19 protein-coding genes, 1 tRNA gene and 2 rRNA genes (1 of these 22 cut by a window edge) are annotated in these 20,060 nt (G+C 58.4%); 7 read left to right on the top strand and 15 right to left on the bottom strand.

Annotated features, from left to right (window positions below):
- Nucleotides 1-7: 7 nt before the first annotated feature.
- The 10 genes from secD to ACMG4M_RS04355 form a co-directional block, all read right to left on the bottom strand.
- A complete protein-coding gene (gene secD, locus ACMG4M_RS04400) occupies nt 8-1,888 on the bottom strand; it encodes a protein translocase subunit SecD (protein ID WP_414430771.1) in 1,881 nt (626 codons plus the stop codon).
- Nucleotides 1,889-2,014: 126 nt separating this feature from the next.
- The gene (gene yajC, locus ACMG4M_RS04395; RefSeq protein WP_269530044.1) at nt 2,015-2,371 is read right to left on the bottom strand and encodes a preprotein translocase subunit YajC; all 357 of its coding nucleotides are present in this window, start codon (nt 2,369-2,371) and stop codon (nt 2,015-2,017) included.
- A 23-nt stretch (nt 2,372-2,394) separates the two neighbouring features.
- Nucleotides 2,395-3,507, bottom strand: coding sequence for a tRNA guanosine(34) transglycosylase Tgt (gene tgt, locus ACMG4M_RS04390; protein ID WP_273010207.1), 1,113 nt, complete (start codon nt 3,505-3,507; stop codon nt 2,395-2,397).
- 9 nt (nt 3,508-3,516) lie between these two features.
- Entirely contained in the window at nt 3,517-4,560 is a 1,044-nt protein-coding gene (gene queA, locus ACMG4M_RS04385; protein ID WP_272975249.1) for a tRNA preQ1(34) S-adenosylmethionine ribosyltransferase-isomerase QueA, read from the bottom strand.
- Between the two features lie 168 nt (nt 4,561-4,728).
- Nucleotides 4,729-5,199, bottom strand: a complete 471-nt coding sequence (locus ACMG4M_RS04380) for an RDD family protein (protein WP_035248172.1) — start codon at nt 5,197-5,199, stop codon at nt 4,729-4,731.
- A gap of 103 nt (nt 5,200-5,302) precedes the next feature.
- Nucleotides 5,303-5,389, bottom strand: a tRNA-Leu gene (locus ACMG4M_RS04375).
- Between the two features lie 58 nt (nt 5,390-5,447).
- Nucleotides 5,448-6,164, bottom strand: coding sequence for a PP2C family protein-serine/threonine phosphatase (locus ACMG4M_RS04370; protein ID WP_035248205.1), 717 nt, complete (start codon nt 6,162-6,164; stop codon nt 5,448-5,450).
- A gap of 2 nt (nt 6,165-6,166) precedes the next feature.
- Entirely contained in the window at nt 6,167-7,228 is a 1,062-nt protein-coding gene (gene lptG / locus ACMG4M_RS04365; protein ID WP_414430770.1) for an LPS export ABC transporter permease LptG, read from the bottom strand.
- Entirely contained in the window at nt 7,225-8,148 is a 924-nt protein-coding gene (lptF, locus tag ACMG4M_RS04360; RefSeq protein WP_414430769.1) for an LPS export ABC transporter permease LptF, read from the bottom strand. Before lptF ends, lptG begins: the two co-directional genes overlap by 4 nt.
- The gene (locus ACMG4M_RS04355) at nt 8,084-8,344 is read right to left on the bottom strand and encodes an LptF/LptG family permease (protein WP_414430768.1); all 261 of its coding nucleotides are present in this window, start codon (nt 8,342-8,344) and stop codon (nt 8,084-8,086) included. Before ACMG4M_RS04355 ends, lptF begins: the two co-directional genes overlap by 65 nt.
- Before the next feature lie 323 nt (nt 8,345-8,667).
- Between ACMG4M_RS04355 and ACMG4M_RS04350 the strand changes: the two genes are divergently transcribed.
- The 6 genes from ACMG4M_RS04350 (at nt 8,668) to ACMG4M_RS04325 (ending at nt 15,393) form a co-directional block, all read left to right on the top strand.
- Nucleotides 8,668-10,137: a leucyl aminopeptidase gene (locus tag ACMG4M_RS04350; protein ID WP_414430767.1), complete on the top strand. Its 1,470-nt coding sequence runs from the start codon at nt 8,668-8,670 to the stop codon at nt 10,135-10,137.
- 66 nt (nt 10,138-10,203) lie between these two features.
- Nucleotides 10,204-10,623: a DNA polymerase III subunit chi gene (locus ACMG4M_RS04345; protein WP_035248208.1), complete on the top strand. Its 420-nt coding sequence runs from the start codon at nt 10,204-10,206 to the stop codon at nt 10,621-10,623.
- 19 nt (nt 10,624-10,642) lie between these two features.
- Nucleotides 10,643-11,002 (top strand): hypothetical protein, encoded by a 360-nt coding sequence (locus tag ACMG4M_RS04340; RefSeq protein ID WP_035248209.1) that lies wholly within the window; start codon nt 10,643-10,645, stop codon nt 11,000-11,002.
- A gap of 218 nt (nt 11,003-11,220) precedes the next feature.
- Complete coding sequence (locus tag ACMG4M_RS04335) at nt 11,221-14,004, top strand: valine--tRNA ligase (protein WP_414430766.1); 2,784 nt, start codon at nt 11,221-11,223, stop codon at nt 14,002-14,004.
- A gap of 18 nt (nt 14,005-14,022) precedes the next feature.
- The gene (locus ACMG4M_RS04330; protein ID WP_035248213.1) at nt 14,023-14,589 is read left to right on the top strand and encodes a TetR/AcrR family transcriptional regulator; all 567 of its coding nucleotides are present in this window, start codon (nt 14,023-14,025) and stop codon (nt 14,587-14,589) included.
- A 9-nt stretch (nt 14,590-14,598) separates the two neighbouring features.
- Nucleotides 14,599-15,393, top strand: a complete 795-nt coding sequence (locus ACMG4M_RS04325) for a class I SAM-dependent methyltransferase (RefSeq protein WP_272975245.1) — start codon at nt 14,599-14,601, stop codon at nt 15,391-15,393.
- 22 nt (nt 15,394-15,415) lie between these two features.
- Here the strand turns inward: ACMG4M_RS04325 and ACMG4M_RS04320 are convergent, their stop codons facing one another.
- The gene (locus ACMG4M_RS04320; protein WP_035248218.1) at nt 15,416-16,099 is read right to left on the bottom strand and encodes a TetR/AcrR family transcriptional regulator; all 684 of its coding nucleotides are present in this window, start codon (nt 16,097-16,099) and stop codon (nt 15,416-15,418) included.
- A 78-nt stretch (nt 16,100-16,177) separates the two neighbouring features.
- Nucleotides 16,178-16,378 carry a DUF2061 domain-containing protein gene (locus tag ACMG4M_RS04315; RefSeq protein WP_035248220.1) on the bottom strand — a complete coding sequence of 67 codons (201 nt, stop codon included), beginning with the start codon at nt 16,376-16,378 and terminating at the stop codon, nt 16,178-16,180.
- A gap of 263 nt (nt 16,379-16,641) precedes the next feature.
- Between ACMG4M_RS04315 and yegS the strand changes: the two genes are divergently transcribed.
- Nucleotides 16,642-17,544: a lipid kinase YegS gene (gene yegS, locus ACMG4M_RS04310; RefSeq protein ID WP_035248222.1), complete on the top strand. Its 903-nt coding sequence runs from the start codon at nt 16,642-16,644 to the stop codon at nt 17,542-17,544.
- Here yegS and ACMG4M_RS04305 read toward each other — a convergent pair.
- From ACMG4M_RS04305 to ACMG4M_RS04295, 3 genes are all read right to left on the bottom strand, one after another.
- Nucleotides 17,533-18,075, bottom strand: a complete 543-nt coding sequence (locus tag ACMG4M_RS04305) for a fused DSP-PTPase phosphatase/NAD kinase-like protein (protein WP_414430765.1) — start codon at nt 18,073-18,075, stop codon at nt 17,533-17,535. The genes yegS and ACMG4M_RS04305 overlap by 12 nt on opposite strands.
- Nucleotides 18,076-18,506: 431 nt before the next feature.
- A 5S ribosomal RNA gene (gene rrf, locus ACMG4M_RS04300) occupies nt 18,507-18,622 on the bottom strand.
- A gap of 171 nt (nt 18,623-18,793) precedes the next feature.
- Nucleotides 18,794-20,060, bottom strand: a 23S ribosomal RNA gene (locus ACMG4M_RS04295); it runs 1,625 nt beyond the window's last position.

Below are 20,060 nucleotides of genomic sequence, written 5' to 3'. Positions count from 1 at the left end.
CACCGCCTCAGATACTCAGTTTGGCCGGTGCACGGGCACCGCGACCGTAGATCATTTCCACCATGGCACGGGTGCCAATGATAGACGTGAACATGGAAGTGAGAATGCCGATGAACAGGGTTACCGCGAAGCCCTGTACCGATCCGGTACCGGCAGCAAACAGGATCACCGCCACGATCAGGGTGGTGATATTGGCATCCAGAATGGTGGTAAAGGCTTTGCCGTAGCCTTCTTCAATGGCTTGAAGCGGTTTAAGGCCCCGGCGCAGATCTTCTTTCACCCGCTCGAAAATCAGCACGTTGGCATCCACCGCCATCCCCACGGTCAGCACGATACCGGCGATGCCGGGCAGGGTCAGGGTGGCACCGGGAATCAATGACATGATGCCAACGATGATTACCAGGTTACCCAGCAGCGCCACATTGGCCACCAGCCCGAATACCTTGTACCAGACCGCCATAAAGATCAGCACCAGGGCCAGACCCAGCGCCATGGATTTAAGACCGGCTTCAATATTTTCCGCACCCAGGCTTGGCCCCACGGTACGCTCTTCAACAATACTCACCGGCGCCGCCAGGGACCCGGCGCGCAGCAGCAGCGCCAGCTCGGAGGCTTCAGCCGGATTATCCAGGCCGGTGATGCGGAAGCGACTGCCCAGGGTATCCTGAATGGTCGCCACGTTGATCACATACTTCTCCGTGGTGCTGACCATCTTGTCCACGGTATTGCCATCGGCATCGGTAGACGTCTGAACATCGGTTTTGGTTTCGATGAACAGCACACCCATGGGGTTACCCACATTCTTGCCGGTGATGCGCTGCATGCGTTTGGCGCCATCCGCATCCAGCGTCACGTTCACCTCCGGTGACCCGTTCTGCTGATCGAAGCCCATGCGCGCATCAATCACCTGATCGCCGGTCGCAATCTTGGATTTGCTCAACGCCACAATACGGCCTTGCTGACCCTTGAAGGGGAAGAATTCCAGCCCAGGCGGCGCTACACCGGTGCGCAAGCGGGCGGAAGACACACTTTTATCCACCAAACGGAATTCCAGGGTGGCGGTACGACCGAGAATACGGCGAGCCTGGGAGGCATCCTGAATCCCCGGCAACTGCACGACAATGCGATCAGAACCCTGACGCTGCACCACCGCTTCAGCCACACCCAGTTCGTTGACACGCTTGTTCAGGGCGGTGCGGTTCTGATCCACCGCATAGTCCTGCATTTCCTTGAGCGCGGCATCGTTCAATGTCAGCACCACTTCCGGGCTATCACCGGCAGGCTTCATGGAGAAGTTGTCCAGTGCCCGACGCAACGGCGACCGGGCGGCATCGGCTGCCACCTGATCGGCGAAGGTGGCGGTGATGGTAGTGCCATCAACCTCTACACCGCGATAGCGAACCCCGGCATCGCGCAGGGTCAGCTTGGCATTCCCCGCCCAGGCTTCCATGCGGCTGGTCACCACCTCTTCCATATCCACCTGCAGCAGGAAGTGCACCCCGCCACGCAGATCCAGACCCAGATTCATGGGGCTGGCGCCCACGGCACGCAGCCATTGCGGGGTGGTCGCGGCCAGGTTCAGGGCCACCACATAGTTATCACCCAGCAGGTTGGAGGCGATTTCCCGGGCACGCAATTGCGCTTCCGTATCGCTCAGGCGTACCAGCAAAGAGGTGCCGACACTCTCGCCAGGGCCCGGGTTGAGGCCGGCATTATCCAGAGCGCCAAGCACTCGCTGACGTGCCACATCGGTGACTTCGCCACCGGCTTCGGCATGGCTGATCTGGATGGCAGGCGCATCGGGATACAGATTGGGGAGCGCATAAAGGCCGCAGACAATCAGCGCAGCCATTAGCAGGAAAAATTTCCAGCGGGGGTAGCGGGTCATAGTTCTTTCCGGTGTTGCCGGTCCTTTGGGCTGGGTATTGAAAACGCTGAGCTCTCAATCCCTTGGCAATACAGGCATCAACTGGCCTGCAAAAAGCCCCGTACTCGACGGGGCTGACCGTTGTTTTTAGATGGACTTCATGGTGCCTTTGGGCAGGGTCGCCTGGACGCTACCTTTCTGCAGTTTGATTTCCAGGTTGTTGCTGATTTCCACTACCACGAAATCATCGGTGACCTTGGTAATCCGGCCCAGAATGCCACCGCTGGTGACCACTTCATCACCCTTGCTCAGGCTTTCCACCAGGTTCTTGTGTTCCTTGGCACGCTTCTGCTGAGGGCGAATCAGGAAGAAGTAGAACACCACCATCATCACCACCAGCATGATCAGCTCCACACCGCCGGGGCCGGCAGGCGCAGCAGCGTACGCCGGGGAGATCAGGGCCGTGGCCAACAGGGCCAGGATGGAACGCATTGCGATTTTCATTGATTACTCCAGTTTTCAAATAGCTACAACGCGGGGGTTTGTTGGCCTCGCGCTGCGTAGAAGTCGTCCACAAAGGCGGACAATGTACCCCCTTCAATGGCCCCCCGCAATCCAGCCATCAGCCGCTGATAATAACGCAGGTTGTGGATGGTATTGAGCTGGGAGCCCAGCATTTCGTTGCAGCGATCCAGGTGATGCAGATAGCTGCGCGAGAAATGCTGGCAGGTATAGCAGTCACAATCCGACTCCAGGGGAGCCAGATCGTGACGATGCCGGGCGTTGCGGATTTTCACCACGCCTTCGGCAGTAAACAGGTGCCCGTTACGGGCATTACGGGTGGGCATCACACAATCGAACATGTCCACACCGCGCCGGACCGCCTCAACGATGTCGTCCGGCTTGCCCACGCCCATCAGGTAACGGGGACGATCTTCCGGCATATGCGGGGCAATGGCACCCAAGGTGCGCAGCATCTCTTCCTGGGGCTCGCCCACGCTGAGGCCGCCAATGGCATAACCGTCAAAACCGATATCCACCAGCCCGGCCAGGGACTCCTGGCGCAGGTTGTCGTACATGCCACCCTGGACGATGCCGAAACAGGCCGCATCATTACCCTCATGAGCCTCTTTTGAACGCTGGGCCCAGCGCAGGGACAGCTGCATGGAATCCCGGGCCTGCTGCTCGGTGGCAGGGAATGGCGTGCATTCGTCAAAGATCATGCAGATATCGCTGCCCAGGGAACGCTGCACCTGCATGGCCTTTTCCGGAGTCAGTTCCACCCGGTCACCGTTGATGGGGTTCTTGAACACCACCCCCTGCTCGGAAATCTTGCGCATGTCGCCCAGGCTGAATACCTGAAAACCGCCGGAATCGGTGAGAATCGGCTTGTCCCACTGCATGAAACCATGCAGGGAGCCGTGAGCTTCAATCACTTCCGTGCCGGGACGCAGCATCAGGTGGAAGGTATTGCCCAGGCAGATTTCAGCGCCGGTATCGGCCAGATCCCTGGGCAGCATCCCCTTGACGGTGCCATAGGTACCCACCGGCATGAACGCCGGGGTCTGGATGGTGCCGCGCGGGAAAGTGAGCTGCCCACGTCGCGCGGCGCCATCGGTCTTGTTGAGAGAGAACTGCATTCGAGACATTCAAAGCCCCTCTGCGGGAGGCACACCCACCCGCTCAATAAACATGGCATCGCCGTAACTGAAGAAACGGTATTGCGCGTCAATGGCCGCCTGGTAAGCCGCCATTACCCGCTCACGACCGGCGAAGGCGCTGATCAGCATCAGCAGGGTGGACTTGGGAAGATGGAAATTGGTCACTAGGCAATCCACCAACCGGAACCGGTAGCCCGGATAGATAAAGATCTCGGTCTCGCCCTGCCCCGCCACCAAACCACCGGTCTGACTGGCCGCTTCCAGGGCGCGCAGCGCAGTGGTACCCACCGCCACAACCCGGCCACCCCGGGCATGGGCCTGCGCCACCTGCTCCACCAGTGAATCGGGAATCTGGTAACGCTCACTGTGCATGTGGTGGTCTTCCACCTTGTCCACCCGCACTGGCTGAAACGTGCCGGCGCCGACATGAAGGGTGACAAACCCGATATCCACCCCGTGCTGCTCCAGAGCCGCCAGCATCTCATCGTCAAAATGCAGGCCGGCGGTAGGGGCCGCTACCGCACCCGGTTCGCGGGCATAGACCGTCTGGTAGCGCTCCATGTCACCAGCTTCATCGGGCCGGTCAATATAAGGTGGCAAGGGTACGTGGCCGATACGCTCCAGTGCCCCCAACAGGGTGTCGCAACCCTGAAACTGGAGGATAAACAGGGCATCACGACGCCCGGTCACCTGCGCTCGCACGCCCTCATCAAATTGCAGCCAGGTACCCGGCTTCGGCGACTTGGAAGCACGCACATGGGCCAGAGCCTCGCGTTCATCCACCACCCGCTCAATCAGCACTTCCACCTTGCCGCCGCTTTCTTTCTGGCCAAACAGGCGGGCCGGAATCACCCGGGTGTCATTGAAAATCAGCAGATCACCAGGGTGCACGTGGGAGAGCAGATCCGGGAATTGCTGGTGCTGGAGGGCATCACAGGTCAGCGCCAACAGGCGGGCATCACGACGCTCGGCGGGAGGATGGCGGGCAATCAGCCCGTCAGGAAGATCAAAATCAAAATCGTCGACGTTCACGTACTGTACCGGCACGGAAGCTATAGGGGGAGGCAAGGATACCTGCTCTGCCACGAGGAAAAAACACCCTTCATCAAGACCTCTACGGCGTTGCTGTAGGAGTTCCTCTTGAGGGACGAATCACGCGTCAGCGTGAAAGGGCTTCGCGAATAAAGTGCGAGGGGAAAATCAGCTCTTCTTCGGCTTTTTCGGCAATTCCACCGTGGCAGTGGCGGACAGGCGGTCGTGCAGTGTCTGATGAGGAGCGATCAGCACCACCAGATAACCGGCGCCGAATAGCGCCCAGGAAACACAGGCGCCCAGAAAACGGACCACGGTCTGCCACAACTTGACCGATCCACCCCGGTAATCCTGCACCTGCAACCGCCAGGCACGCATGCCCAGCGTCTGCCCGCCGCGCATCCAGAACCAGGCATAAAACAGCCAGGTCTCCACCAGCAACAGGGGCAATAGAATACCTTTCAGGTAACCGGGCGCCGCACGGGTCACGCCGTTAATGGATTCCTCCGGCAAACCGGTGTGGGGATACACCAGCACAAAGATACCGGCGGTCACGAACCACAGCGCCAGCACCAGAAAACCGTCATAAACCAGCGCCATAAGACGTTTCAACAAACCGGCAGGTTGCAGCTGTTCCATAGGGTCACTCCCATTCAGCGTCGGGCGGTTCTGCACTTGGCAACCAGCCTGTGCATGGTGCGCCCATAAAAAAGCCCGCACTAAGCGGGCTTTTTTATTCGTTTGGTACCAGAGGCCGGACTTGAACCGGCACGCCCGTGAAGGCAACGGATTTTGAATCCGTCGTGTCTACCAATTCCACCACTCTGGCAGTGGGGCGCGAGTATACCAGCAGATGACGGCTTTGCCAGCCTCAGAAAGATATTTGTCTATTCCCCGTGTTCACCGGCGGACACTTTTACCGCTGTCACATTATCCTTGCTGCCGGCATTGAGCGCGGCCTTGAGGATGACGGATTCGCTGGCGCCCTCTGCCATCAACTGCCCCAGCTGGTCCACTGTGAGCACCGAATGTACACCGTCGGAGGTCAGCAGAAACTGCTGCTGGGCGGAAATATCGAAACGCGCCTGCTCCAGCTCCAGCTTGTCACCATTGCCGATGGCCTGGTAAATCACATGGGCTCGGGGGTGCGTCATGGCCTGGCGTTCATCAATCTCACCCGCGTCTACCAGGGCCTGCACCGGGGTATGGTCGCGAGTCAGCAAGACGGTGCCCTGATCGGTATGGCGGTAAAGCCTGGCGTCGCCGGCCCACAGCACCGCGGCCTCATCCCGGTAAATCAACAGCACCACCACGGTGGCCCCCATCGGCTTGCTGCGCAGATGCAGGGCAGCGTGATGGCGAATGGCGTGATTGGCGGTAAGCAGGGCAGATTCCACGGCCAATAGCCGGTGGGCGATACTGCCCCCCAACGTCACAGCGTCCAGGGACTCACGAATAATGGTCGCCGCCAGATCACCCGCATCATGGCCGCCCATGCCATCGATCACTGCCCACAGGCCGTCACCATCCCGGCACACCAGAGTGTCCTCATTGGCATGCCGTCGCCCTTTATGGGTGCGTCCCTGCCCCCTCCAGATTGTCATGATTATCGTACCCGCCGCAGCAACCAGATACCCAGGATCAGACACAGCGCCGGCGGCACCACGGCGGCCATCAGTGGATCGGTGTGAAACACCAGGGACAGTTGACCAAAAAACTGCTGGCCATAATGGAAAATCAGACCTGCCACGATCCCCGCTGTCAGGCGCAGGCCCATGGTCACTTCGCGCAAGGGCCCAAACACAAAGGAAATGGCAATCAACACCATGCCGATAGTAGCCAGTGGCATGAACAGTTTCTGCCAGAAACTGAGCATGTAATCGGCGGTCTCCAGTCCTTGTCGCTTCAGATAATCGGTGTACTCCAGCAACTTGGCCATGGCCAGATGATCCGGCTCCAGCACCACGATGCTGAGCAATTGCGGGGTCAGCTTGGTTTGCCACTGGGCGTTGTCGCGACTGAAGACTTCGGTGCCTTGGTCGGAAAGCCGGGTTCCCTTGATGCCCTCCAGCGACCAGAAATCCCCCTGGTAGATGGCTCGTTCCACAAACTGGGTTTCTGTCAGTTTATGGTTGTCATCAAACCGATAACGGGTCAGTCCATAGAGCACGCCGTTGGGCTGCACCGCATTGATATGGATAAATTCCGGCCCTTCCCGGTGCCAGTAACCGTACTTGGAGCGCAACGCCTCACCGCCACCTTCGGCCATGGAGCGGTTACTCTGCGCCACCTGTTCCGAGTATGGGGTCAGATACTCGCCGAGAGGGATGGACAGCAGAATCAGCAGGAAAACCGGACGCAACACCAGCCAGCTCACCTTCAGCGTGGACACACCGGAAGCCCGAATCACCGACAATTCACCACTATTGGCGAGCAGGCCCAAGCCAATCAGGGTGCCCAGCAAGATCGCCATCGGCAGGTATTCGTGCACCCGGCGCGGCGTTGTCGTAAGGATAAACTGCAGGGCCTGCATGGCCTGGTAATCGCCGCGCAGGCCTTCCAGTTCATAGATAAAACCGAACAGACAATCCAGGCCCACGATAATGCCCAGGATGGCCAGCGTGGGTATCAACACCGCCCGCCAGAAGTAGCGTCTCAATAATCTCACGCCCGCCTCCTGCGGCGGAAAATCCGCCCACCGAAATACAACAGAAACACCACCACCACAGCCACCAGATGCACCCAACCGGTATGCAGATACCAAGGTAGAGCATCCCTATGGTCCTCGATGGCACTACGGGTCACCAGCAGCATGCCTACATAGAGCATGTAGCCAAGCACCGCCGGGATCAGGCGGTAAAAGCGCCCCTGACGCGGGTTGACCCGGGCCAGCGGAATCGCCGCCAGAGCCATGATTGGCACGGTAAGAATCAGGGCAATACGCCACTGCAATTCGGCCATGGCATCGCGGTTACTGTCGCGCTCGTCGATCAGCTCCGGGGTGGGACGGCCGCGCACCTTGGGGGGGCGACTGTCGGTCCGTTCCTTGCCGATACGTACCCGCGCTTCCTGGAAGCCGATTTCCTTGTAGTCACTCTGACCCGGCTTGCCCTGGTACTGGAAACCCTCGGTCAACAGCAAATAGCTGATGCCCTCTTCCTGTACCAGCTTGCCGCTCTTGGCCCACACCGTCAGCAACCGATCTGCTTCACCCCGGGCCTGGAAACGGGCATCAGCCACGAACACATTTTCCAGCACCCCTTTTTCCCGATTCATCTGTTCCGCATAGGTGGCGCGCTGGGTATTGCTGGAGCCCTTTACATGGAAGCGTCCGGGAGTGAGGAGCTCCAGCACCGAACGGTCTTTCTGCTCTTCAAAGATGCGGTTCACTTCCGCATCGCCGCGCGGGGTCACATAGAGGGAAAACATGGCCACCAGGGTGGTGGCCATGAGAATCGGCATTATCAGCGAACGAACAATCCGTCCATGGCCCTGCCCGCCCGCCTGCAGCACCACCATCTCGTTATCCATGTGCATGCGCCCAAGCACCAGCAACAGGCCGATATAGAGACTCAGGGGAACGATCATCTGCAAGGAATTCCGGCATCCGGAACGCCATCACCAGAAACAAGGCATCGGCGGCGATTTCACCGGCTGCGGCCTCGGCGAGATATTTGATAAAGCGCCCACTGACCAGCACCATCACCAGAATAAAGGTGACCATGACGGTGGTCAGGAAAACTTGCCGGTTAATATAACGATGAAGAATCAAGGGCTGGCCCACTCATCCTTGTCTGCAAAAAGGCACCGACACCTGATAAAGGCAGCGCATGAAAGCCTGCGGTGACGATACATACCGCGCGGGCAACCGGACCTGCAGGCGCCTGCGGCAGCAGTGAATGGGCCCTAGTGTAACCGACTGGCCGGCCAAGGTGATAATGATGCGCAGCGAAATACCCGTTACCCAGATGGTTTCAACAGAAAAATGATCCGCCTTACCGCCCCGGGTCGATTGCGTTTGACCGCCGAACAGCCCAATATTTCCCTGTTTTCCGCACCGGCACGCCTTTTTGCCGCGTGCCATACCTTGATCGATATGGAGACAGCATGGACTTCGCAGTGAGCAACAGGCCCCTGGACAAATTCAAAGCCGACGCACTGATTCTGGTGCTGGGCAAGAACGGCGATCTCCCCGAGACGCTGCCGGAGAGCACCCGCGACCAGCTTACCCGTTTCATCAAGGCCGGCGATTTTGACGGCAGCAAGGGCCAGATGTGCTGGCTACATCAGCCGGAAGGCCTGGCCGTCGCCCGCCTGCTGCTGGTCGGCCGAGGCGACAAGCAGCCTTCCGATCAGCAATGGCAAGGTCTGCTTCGCAGCACCGTGAAGATGGTCAGCAAGGCACCAGTCAAACACGCACTCTGGCTTCTCGACAGCGATCTGCCACAGAATCTGGCATGGCAGGCCCGGGAGGGCACGCGGGTAGCGGAAGAAAGCACCTACCGTTTCGACCAATACCGCAGCAAACCGGCTCCAGCCAGCAAACTGAGCAAGTGGACCTTCTGGCATGCGCAAAAGGATACGGCCCTGAGCAAGGCCAGCAAGATCGGCAAGGGTGTGGCCGACGGCGTCAACCTGGCCCGCGACCTGGGCAACCTGCCCCCCAACGACTGCTACCCGGAATACCTGAGCGGCGTGGCCCGGGATCTGGGCAAGCAATATGAAAAACTCACCGTCAAGGTGATCAGCCAGGCCCAGGCAGAGAAGATGGGCATGGGCGCCTTTGTTGCCGTGGCCAAGGGCTCCGAGCGTCAGGGACAGATCATCGTCATGGAATACAAGGGTGCCAAACCCACCAAACAGGGTCCTGTCGCCCTGGTTGGCAAGGGCATCACCTTTGATACCGGCGGCATTTCCCTGAAGCCCGGCGCCAACATGGACGAGATGAAATACGACATGGGCGGCGCGTCCAGCGTGTTTGGCAGCGTCAAGACCGTGTGCGAGCTGGATCTGCCCATCCACCTGGTAGCCGTGGTAGCGGCAGCGGAAAATATGCCTGACGGCCGCGCGTCCCGTCCCGGGGATATCGTCAAGACCCTGTCCGGGCAGACCGTGGAAATCCTCAACACCGATGCTGAAGGCCGGCTGGTGCTGTGCGACGCCCTCACCTATGTGCAACAGAAACACAAACCGCACACCCTCATCGACGTTGCCACCCTCACAGGTGCCTGCGTGGTTGCTCTGGGCGCCCATGCCCAGGCGGTCTATGCCAACGACGACGGCCTGAGTCAGGCGCTGCTGGCTGCCGGCCAGGAAACCGGCGACCGGGGCTGGCCCATGCCCCTTTGGGATGAGTATCAGGGCCAGCTGGACAGCCCCTTCGCTGACATGCAGAACATCGGCGGCCCCAAAGCCGGCTCCATCACCGCCGCCTGCTTCCTGTCCCGCTTTGCCAAGGACGTGAAATGGGCTCACCTGGATATCGCTGGCACCGCCTGGATCAGCGGCGGCATGAGCAAAGGGGCCACCGGTCGCCCGGTACCCATGCTCACCCGTTTTCTGATGGATCAGTGCTGATACGCCCACGCATGACTGCACGCCTTCGGGCGTGCTGCATGCTGCGTGATGCCTGCGAGTGTTTTAATGACTGAAGTTACCTTCTACCTGAGCAACAAGGCCGGCGATGGTGTCCGTCAGGCACTGGCCTGGCGCATTGCCGACAAGGCCCAGAAACAGGGCCGGCTGGTCTACATTCATTGCCGGGATGCGGACCATGCACGACAACTGGACGACCAGTTCTGGCAAGCTCCTGCTACCGGTTTCCTTCCCCATGCCATTCAGCAGGAGGGCCAGGCGCCGGTCATCCTGAGCCATGGCGGCGATCCTGGCGATCACCACGATGTGCTGATCAACCTGACCGATCAGGTGCCGGATTTCGCCTCCCGTTTCCAGCGGGTTGCGGAGATGATCAGTGGGGCCGAGAATGAAAGACAGGCTGGGCGCGAACGATTCCGCTTCTACCGTGAGCGAGGCTTCCCGGTCACCACCCACGAACTGGGCTGAAGAACCCACGGACACCACCATGAGCGACCGGGAGTCACGCAAAAAAGAGCTTCTCAAGGAGCTTGGCGATGTGCAGTCCCTGCTGGACGACGCCGACACACCACCACAACGCTCCCCCTCCGAGAGCGACACCCTGGACCGGATGCAGATCCGCAAGCTGGCCAGCGAAAGAAGCAACCCTTTTCTGGGTACGCCGCCACCCTCACCCCAGGGAAACCCAGCTCCTGCTGTCACGACACCAACCCCCTCGACTGCTCGCCCTTCTCTGAGCAACGCCGACATTGATGCCGTTATCGATGAACTGGTGGCGGAAGCCCTGCCGAAACTGGAAAAATCCCTGCGCCTGAGGCTGCGCGCCGCGCTGCGCAAGAAATCATAACGATCCCTCTCGCGGTCTCAGGCAGGTGCAGCGAGAGGCTATTCACTACAGCGGCCTGGCAACCCAGCACAGCGTCCTCTCGATCAGACTCTCCAGGCCAGACAGCCACCTCCCACCACCAGTAGTCTCCGTCCTCGCGTTTTTCCCGCAACCCGCGACGCAGCGGCCCCGCTCCGCTATAATTCGCCCTCATTTTTTACTGGTTTAGAAGCGGACTCATGGACAAGACTTATCAACCCGATCGCATCGAACAGGCCTGGTATGAAAACTGGGAAAAAGCCGGTTATTTCAAGCCTTCCGGCCAGGGTGATTCCTTTTGCATCATGATTCCGCCGCCCAATGTGACCGGCAGCCTGCACATGGGCCATGCCTTCCAGGACACCATCATGGACACCCTCGTGCGCTACCGCCGCATGCAGGGACGCAACACCCTGTGGCAGGTAGGCACCGATCATGCCGGTATCGCCACCCAAATGGTGGTGGAACGCAAGCTGGCAGGAGAAGGCACTACCCGCCACGAACTGGGCCGTGACAAGTTCCTGGAGAAAGTCTGGGAATGGAAAGGCGAGTCCGGCGGCACCATTACCCGTCAGCTGCGCCGCATGGGCGCCAGCGTGGACTGGACCCGTGAACGTTTCACCATGGACGATGGCCTGTCCAACGCGGTACAAGAAGTCTTTGTGCGCCTGCACAAGGAAGGCCTGATCTACCGTGGCAAACGTCTGGTCAACTGGGACCCGACCCTGCACACCGCCATTTCCGATCTGGAAGTGGAGAACGTGGAAGAGCAGGGCCACATGTGGCACTTCCGCTATCCCCTGTCCGACGGTTCCGGGCACCTGGTGGTCGCCACTACCCGCCCGGAAACCATGCTCGGCGATACTGCCGTGGCGGTGCACCCGGAAGACCCGCGCTACAAGGACATGATCGGCAAGACCATCCGCCTGCCGCTGGCAGATCGTGATATCCCCATCATCGCCGACGATTACGTGGACCCTGACTTCGGCTCCGGCTGTGTGAAGATTACCCCGGCCCACGATTTCAACGACTACGAAGTGGGCAAGCGCCACGACCTGCCGATGATCAACATCCTGACCATCGACGCGGCCCTGAATGACGAAGTACCGGAACCCTACCGAGGCATGGACCGGGTCGACGCCCGCAAGAAGGTGGTGGATGACCTGGATGCTCTGGGTCTGCTGGAAAAAGTGGCCGACCACACCCTGCAGGTACCCCGTGGCGACCGCTCCGGTGTGGTAATCGAACCCTACCTGACCGACCAGTGGTTCGTGGCCGTGGAAGAGCTGGCCAAGCCGGCCATTGCCGCCGTGGAAAACGGTGATATCCAGTTCGTGCCCAAGAACTACGAAAACATGTATTTCTCATGGATGCGCGACCTGCAGGACTGGTGCATCTCCCGGCAGCTGTGGTGGGGCCACCGCATCCCGGCCTGGTATGACAACGACGGCAACGTCTATGTGGGCCGCAACGAAGAAGAAGTGCGCGCGGCACATGATCTTGGCGACATCCCCCTGAGCCAGGACGACGATGTTCTGGACACCTGGTTCAGCTCCGCCCTGTGGACCTTCTCCACCCTGGGCTGGCCGGAAGACACCGATGCCCTGCGCACCTTCCACCCCACCGATGTACTAGTCACCGGCTTCGACATCATCTTCTTCTGGGTGGCGCGGATGATCATGATGACACTGAAGTTCACCGACCAGGTGCCCTTCAAGAAAGTCTATGTGCATGGTCTGGTGCGCGATAATGACGGCCAGAAAATGTCCAAATCCAAGGGCAATGTGCTCGACCCGCTGGACATGATCGACGGTATCACTCTGGATGCTCTGGTCGACAAGCGCACCAAGGGGCTGATGCAGCCGCAGAAAGAAAAGCAGATTGCCAAGCGCACCCACAAGGATTTCCCGGACGGCATCAACCCCTACGGCACCGATGCACTGCGCTTCACCTTCCTGTCGCTGGCCTCCACCGGTCGTGATATCAAGTGGGACATGGGCCGGATCGAAGGCTACCGGAACTTCTGCAACAAGATCTGGAACGCCGCCCGCTACGTGATGATGAACACCGAAGGCGAAGACTGCGGTCTGAGCGGTGAAGTTGAATTGTCCCTGGCAGACCGCTGGATCATTTCCGCACTGCAGCGCGCGGAACAGGAAGTCAGTGAAGCCCTGGACAGCTTCCGTTTCGACGTAGCCAGCTACGCCGCCTACGAGTTTATCTGGAACGAGTACTGCGACTGGTATCTGGAACTGTCCAAGCCGGTGCTGTGGGGTGACGATTACTCCGAGGCCCAGAAACGCGGCACGCGCCGTACCCTGGTCACCGTGCTGGAAGCCATACTGCGCCTGGCCCACCCTTTCATGCCCTTCATCACCGAAGAAATCTGGCAGAAAATTGGCACCATGGCAGGCAAAGCGCCTGCGGCGGGTGAAGGTAAAAAGAGCGACACCATCATGCTGCAGCCTTTCCCGGCCAGCGACGCCGGCAAGATTGATGAAGAGGCGGAAACCGGCGCGGAATGGGTCAAGGCTGTCATCACTGCGGTGCGTAATATCCGCGGCGAAATGGGTATCCCCATGGGCAAGGCCCTGCCCCTTTTCCTGCATAACGGCAAGGACAGTGACAAGGCCCTGCTGGATGCCAACCGCACCTTCCTGAGCAAGCTGGCCAAGCTAGAATCCATTACCTGGCTGAATGCGGAGGATTCCGCCCCGGCCTCCGCTACCGCGCTGGTGGGAGACATGGAAATTCTGGTACCCATGGCCGGCCTGATCGACAAGGACGCAGAAATCGAACGACTGTCCAAGGAAATCGATAAACTGCGCAAGGAAGTGGGTCGCGCCGAAGTCAAACTGAAGAACCCCAAGTTTGTGGACAAGGCGCCCCAGGCAGTCGTAGACAAGGAAAAGGCCAAACTGGATGACTACCGCTCCCAGCAGGCCAAGCTCGAAGAACAGCTGGAAAAAATCAAATACCTGTAAGGGGTAACGGAACCTTTCATGGATGATCCTCGCCGCGCCCGCATTCTGACCTGCGCCCAGGAAGTCTTCGCCAGCGAAGGCTTCCGCAGCGCCGAGGTGAAAACCATCGCGGTGCAGGCGGGGGTGGGCAAGGCCACCATCTACAAATTTTTTCCCTCCAAAGACGCCCTGCTTCTGACCATCGTGGAAGAAAATCTCAACACCATCCGCGACATTATCTTCACGGATCTGATGAGCACAGTGCCACCACTGCAGCGACTGGAAAGCCTTTGCCGCAATGTGGCCCGCTACCTGGAACAGAACCAGGATTTTTCCCGGGTGCTGATCCAGGAAGCCGGGGATTTCATGGGCGATATCCAGCGCCAGTATCTGGCCCTGATGGAGCAAAATCTGCCAGTGGCCGAAGCCTTCTTCAAGGAGTTACGCAAAGACGGCTACTTCGTGGCCTTGCCAACCCGCGACACCATCCTGATGATGGTAAATCTGGTGGTGGGCACCACTTATACCTGGGCGCTCACCGGCGAAGGCAGCCTCGAACAACAAGCCGCTGATTACATGAAGGTGTTGATCCGCGGCCTACGATAGGACGAGATCATGCGTATTCTGATTGCCCTGGCAGCATTGCTGTCGTTTTCCCTGGCACAAGCCACTTCCCTCGACGATATTCTTTCCGCGCCCCACCGCAGCGCTGAAGAGAAAACGCGCGACCCCTATCGCCATCCGGCACAGACTCTGGATTTTTTCGGGGTAGAAAAGGACATGACCGTGGCGGAGATCTGGCCCGGCGCCAAAGGCTGGTACACCGCAGTTCTGGCGCCTTACCTTCGCGAGGAAGGCATCTTTTACGCGGCCCAGTTTCCGCCGGATAGCGACATCAGTTTCTACACCCGCTCACTCACCCTGTTCAAGGCGCATCTGGCGAAATACCCGGCTCTCTACGACCAGGTTCGCATCACCCATCTCTATCCTCCGGTCTACAGCGATATTGCCCCCGCTGGTACCGTGGATCGGGTGCTGACGTTTCGCAATGTGCACAACTGGGCCAAAGCCGGCAAGGCAGAAGCCGTGTTTGCCAGCTTCTTCAAGGCCCTGAAACCCGGCGGCATTCTTGGGGTAGTGGAACATCGGGCGCCGGAAGGGCGCTCCCTCGAAGAGCAGATTGAAAGCGGCTATATGACTGAAAGTTATGTGATCGCCCAGGCAGAAAAGGCCGGATTCCGGCTGGCAAAACAGTCGGAAATCAACGCCAACCCACAGGACAGCGCCGACCATCCCGCCGGGGTATGGACGCTGCCGCCGTCATTACGGTTGGGCGATCAAGACAGAGAGAAATATCTGGCGATCGGAGAAAGTGATCGCATGACACTGAAGTTCGTGAAGCCGGAGTAAACCCGGCAACACATTCAGAGGTTCAGGATACCGGGCGTTCCAGCATGCCCGGTGTCACCTCTCCCAGCACCAGGGATTCGGCGATGCCGATGGCAACTTTCTCGCACAGGTCCAGTCGTTCCTGGGAAAAACCACCGTCCTCGAAGATATACAGGGAGTAGTTTTCCAGCATCCACAGCATGGTGCGGAACACCAGGGGTTCATAGCTCTTGCCGGTGTAACGGCTGATCTGGGACGTGAGCACCTCGGAGGCAATGTCCTGAGCCCGCACCCGGTGCGGCGCCAACGCAGAGGTGGAGGAGCGCGCCTCCTCCATCATCAGCCTAATGATCGGCCCCATGCTCACGTGGTAATCGAAATACACCTTGGTGGTGTTACGGATAATGTCCCGGGCCGAGGAGGCCTGCTTCACTTCCTTGTGGAAGTGCAGCAGCATGTTGTCCACAAAGATACGATAGATGCTTTCCAGCACGTCCATCTTGTTGCGGAAATATTTGTAGAAGGTGCGTCGAGACACATCGGAGGCGTCCAGCAGGTGCTGCACCGTGGTCCGCTGCAGGCCCCGCTGGGCAAACACCTGCATTGAGTGGATCAGAATTTCCGAACGGGCCTGGGAGCGCTGGCCACCCTCTTCCCGGGCGTGCACTTCCAGTACCTGATTCACCACCTGGCGGATCGCATCGATGTCACTGCTTGAATTCTGCACCTGACAAATACCCCTCAGAATGTATACTTGTGCGCTAGCTTAACCAACGGCCATGGCAGAGTAAACACTGAGTTTATCCTACGCCATGACCGTTCCGCTCACGGCCCCACCATGGGCCCGTCGTTTCCAGATTTTCTCGTGAAAATGGTAGGCCACCGTATTCACGCAGGGCTCCACCATCGCTGTCGCACCGCCAATCCGCCAATCTCCGGTCATCGCCCAGACGACCAGAAATGCCACGGCAATGTGCATCGCACCGAAACTGAATGTCTTTATCATGGGACACCTCCTTGGCACTCATCATCACTGCCACGGAAATAATAGAAAAATACTATTCCTTTATCCTTTCAATAGAAAACAGCAATCATTATCGATAACACCCGCAACCGTTAATAGTTGTAAAGCCCCGCCAGCTGTCACAACACTCGCTCTCTCTATCACGTAAATTGCAATAGATCGCGAGTATTGAGAGATACATAAAGACTAAGATCGCCGACTTTTCGGGAAAGACTTCATTACCACTGCACAGAGGAAGGCATACCGTGACGACAAAGAGTCTGCTCGTTCTACATGGCAAACAGGCAGCCAATGAAGAGGTTCGCCATGCTGTCATGGACTGGCGAGACCAGGGTCACGATCTGGCGGTCCGCGTCACCTGGGAGGCAGGTGATGCGGAGCGCTATGTCAGAGAGGCCCTGGATCTGGGCTATACCACCCTCATTGCTGGCGGAGGCGATGGCTCTGTCAGGGATATTGTTCATGCCATGATGGCCAGTGATCGTGATGATCTCTCCCTGGCGATTCTGCCTCTGGGCACCGCCAACGATTTTGCCACGGCGGCGGGGATACCTGATGCCATTGCCGAAGCGTTGGCATTACTGGAGTCCCCGGCTACGCCCAGCGACGTCATTCGAGTCAATGATCACTACTTCCTGAATATGGCCACTGGCGGCTTCGGCACCGAGGTAACCACCCAGACATCGGAAGAGCTGAAAAGCATGCTGGGGGGGGCCGCCTATCTGCTAACCGGGCTGACACGTTTCTCTGAAATCCAGGCTGCCGAAGGCACCTTCAGCAATGGAGAGTTCGAATGGCAGGGGGAATTTCTGGCACTCGGTCTGGGCAACGGTCGCCAGGCTGGTGGCGGACAGCGCCTTTGCCCTGACGCCCTGGTCAACGATGGACTGCTCGATGTGGCCATCCTACCGGCCCAGATGGATCTACTTGCTGGCGTCAAAGGGTTGTTTGGTAGCGAAGCCAGGCAAGACCCTGAGCAAGAAGGGCTTTTCATCCGTGCCCAGGTGGCATCACTGAAAGTAAAAACCCCCAGCCCCATGAATCTGAATCTTGATGGCGAACCGGTACAGAGTACGGAGTTCGATATTGCCGTGGTCAGCAATCGGCTCAAGCTTCATCTCCCCGCGGAGAGCCCGTTACTGGGGTGAGGGCTCTGACAGGCCAGCACACCGCATGATGAAGGCCTTTACCGGCTGGCGGCGCCCATCCAATTTGTGGCCAAACAGCGGAAAGTGCTTCCACACGGCATTGGCTTGCACCCCGTAGCGGCGAGTCGCGACCGCTACCACCATCATCCCTGTGCGTATCACTCCCATCTCACAATGCACCAGGCAACAACTGTCTCCACGGTCCAGTTCTGTCATGAAGGCTTGAATCTGATCTTCCGTTGGCGGTGTGTCCTGCGCCATGGGAATATTCACCAGCTTGATTCCGTGGCGGCTGCAGTACTCACCTTGCCGCTTATACCAGCCCCCTTTGCCGTACTCGGATTCCAGCCGCAGGTTGATGATCGTGTTGACACCTAACACATGATGCATCACTCGCAAGGCCATCGGGCCCAGGGTGCCACTGCGATAAAGTTTACCCGCTTCTACTGCACGGAAGTGGTACATGAGTTTGCGGTAACGGTAGACCAATATGGTTATGGCCATGGCGATCAGGATGATGTTCAGCAACATGATCTGGACTCATCGTTTGTGAAGCCCTGAGCTTGAAGGCTTGGTGGGTAGCCGGGATGACGACGGGGTGGCGGTTTGGTTACAGAGGCGAGGTTTGGAGCTGGGTACTGTGTCGTTGGAGCTATGCTTGCATGGCGAAGGGGTGCTTCTAGCTTCTAGCTCGTAGCTCGTAGCTCGTAGCTCGTAGCTCGTAGCTCGTAGCTCGTAGCTCGTAGCTCGTAGCTCGTAGCTAGAAGGATGACCTACTTAGGTAGCAAGCAAGCTTGCTATCCCTTCGGGACGCCTGCGGCGCCTACACCCTGGCACCTGCGGTGCATCGGATGTCACATGGCGGTTTCGCCGCGAGGTAGGGAGAGGAGCTCACCGTGATCCTAAATAAAACAAAAAACCCCCGACACTTTCGTGGCGGGGGTCTTTTGTTTTATTTAAGAGCCTGACGATGACCTACTCTCACATGGGGAAACCCCACACTACCATCGGCGATATGTCGTTTCACTTCTGAGTTCGGCATGGGATCAGGTGGTTCCAACACTCTATGGTCGTCAGGCAAACTGGTTTAGCTTTCGCTAAATTAGGTTGCCTCGCCGGTGTACAACATTGCTCACCGGCAAAGCCAATTGGGAATGAGAAGTTTGCTACTCAATGACGCAAGCGTCTAATCTCTGACACCGTATCTTTGCGGTCCTGGCTCTGCGAGCCGAGACTGCTTTGGTGTTATATAGTCAAGCCTCACGGGCAATTAGTACTGGTTAGCTTCACGCCTTACAACGCTTCCACACCCAGCCTATCAACGTTGTGGTCTTCAACGGCCCTTTAGGGGGGTCAAGCCCCCAGGGAGATCTCATCTTGAGGGAGGCTTCCCGCTTAGATGCTTTCAGCGGTTATCCCGTCCGAACGTAGCTACCCGGCAATGCCACTGGCGTGACAACCGGAACACCAGAGGTTCGTCCACTCCGGTCCTCTCGTACTAGGAGCAGCTCCTCTCAAATCTCCAACGCCCACGGCAGATAGGGACCGAACTGTCTCACGACGTTCTAAACCCAGCTCGCGTACCTCTTTAAATGGCGAACAGCCATACCCTTGGGACCGGCTTCAGCCCCAGGATGAGATGAGCCGACATCGAGGTGCCAAACACCGCCGTCGATATGAACTCTTGGGCGGTATCAGCCTGTTATCCCCGGAGTACCTTTTATCCGTTGAGCGATGGCCCTTCCATACAGAACCACCGGATCACTAAGACCTGCTTTCGCACCTGCTCGACTTGTAGGTCTCGCAGTCAAGCACCCTTCTACCTTTACGCTCGTTGCACGATGTCCGACCGTGCTGAGGGTACCTTTGTGCTCCTCCGTTACTCTTTGGGAGGAGACCGCCCCAGTCAAACTACCCACCACACAATGTCCCCGATCCAGATAATGGACCTAGGTTAGAACCTCAAACATGCCAGGCTGGTATTTCAAGGACGACTCCACGATGACTAGCGTCACCGCTTCAAAGTCTCCCAGCTATCCTACACAAGCAGGTTCAAAGTCCACTGTGAAGCTATAGTAAAGGTTCACGGGGTCTTTCCGTCTAGCCGCGGGTACACAGCATCTTCACTGCGATTTCGATTTCACTGAGTCTCGGGTGGAGACAGCGCCCCCATCATTACGCCATTCGTGCAGGTCGGAACTTACCCGACAAGGAATTTCGCTACCTTAGGACCGTTATAGTTACGGCCGCCGTTTACCGGGGCTTCGATCAAGAGCTTCGCCGAAGCTAACCCCATCAATTAACCTTCCGGCACCGGGCAGGCGTCACACCCTATACGTCCGCTTACGCGTTTGCAGAGTGCTGTGTTTTTAATAAACAGTTGCAGGGGCCTTTTCACTGCGACCGCCAATAGCTCAGAGAGCAAGTCTCATCACCGTCAGCGGCGTACCTTCTCCCGAAGTTACGGTACAATTTTGCCTAGTTCCTTCACCCGAGTTCTCTCAAGCGCCTTAGAA

The sequence above is a fragment of the Alcanivorax sp. IL3 genome, assembly GCF_047495465.1.
Classification (GTDB): Bacteria; Pseudomonadota; Gammaproteobacteria; order Pseudomonadales; family Alcanivoracaceae; genus Alcanivorax; species Alcanivorax jadensis.
This window is presented reverse-complemented; position numbering and strand designations above follow the sequence as displayed.

Excerpts from the sequence above, each read along its gene's own strand:
- yajC (WP_269530044.1), bottom strand. The coding sequence starts at position 2,371 with ATGAAAATCGCAATGCGTTCCATCCTGGCCCTGTTGGCCACGGCCCTG.
- ACMG4M_RS04340 (WP_035248209.1), top strand. The coding sequence starts at position 10,643 with ATGAGCGACCGGGAGTCACGCAAAAAAGAGCTTCTCAAGGAGCTTGGC.
- secD (WP_414430771.1), bottom strand. The coding sequence starts at position 1,888 with ATGACCCGCTACCCCCGCTGGAAATTTTTCCTGCTAATGGCTGCGCTG.
- ACMG4M_RS04370 (WP_035248205.1), bottom strand. The coding sequence starts at position 6,164 with ATGACAATCTGGAGGGGGCAGGGACGCACCCATAAAGGGCGACGGCAT.
- ACMG4M_RS04305 (WP_414430765.1), bottom strand. The coding sequence starts at position 18,075 with ATGTTGCTGAACATCATCCTGATCGCCATGGCCATAACCATATTGGTC.
- ACMG4M_RS04325 (WP_272975245.1), top strand. The coding sequence starts at position 14,599 with ATGCGTATTCTGATTGCCCTGGCAGCATTGCTGTCGTTTTCCCTGGCA.
- ACMG4M_RS04350 (WP_414430767.1), top strand. The coding sequence starts at position 8,668 with ATGGACTTCGCAGTGAGCAACAGGCCCCTGGACAAATTCAAAGCCGAC.
- ACMG4M_RS04335 (WP_414430766.1), top strand. The coding sequence starts at position 11,221 with ATGGACAAGACTTATCAACCCGATCGCATCGAACAGGCCTGGTATGAA.
- lptF (WP_414430769.1), bottom strand. The coding sequence starts at position 8,148 with ATGATCGTTCCCCTGAGTCTCTATATCGGCCTGTTGCTGGTGCTTGGG.
- tgt (WP_273010207.1), bottom strand. The coding sequence starts at position 3,507 with ATGCAGTTCTCTCTCAACAAGACCGATGGCGCCGCGCGACGTGGGCAG.
- ACMG4M_RS04315 (WP_035248220.1), bottom strand. The coding sequence starts at position 16,378 with ATGATAAAGACATTCAGTTTCGGTGCGATGCACATTGCCGTGGCATTT.
- ACMG4M_RS04345 (WP_035248208.1), top strand. The coding sequence starts at position 10,204 with ATGACTGAAGTTACCTTCTACCTGAGCAACAAGGCCGGCGATGGTGTC.
- ACMG4M_RS04380 (WP_035248172.1), bottom strand. The coding sequence starts at position 5,199 with ATGGAACAGCTGCAACCTGCCGGTTTGTTGAAACGTCTTATGGCGCTG.
- ACMG4M_RS04330 (WP_035248213.1), top strand. The coding sequence starts at position 14,023 with ATGGATGATCCTCGCCGCGCCCGCATTCTGACCTGCGCCCAGGAAGTC.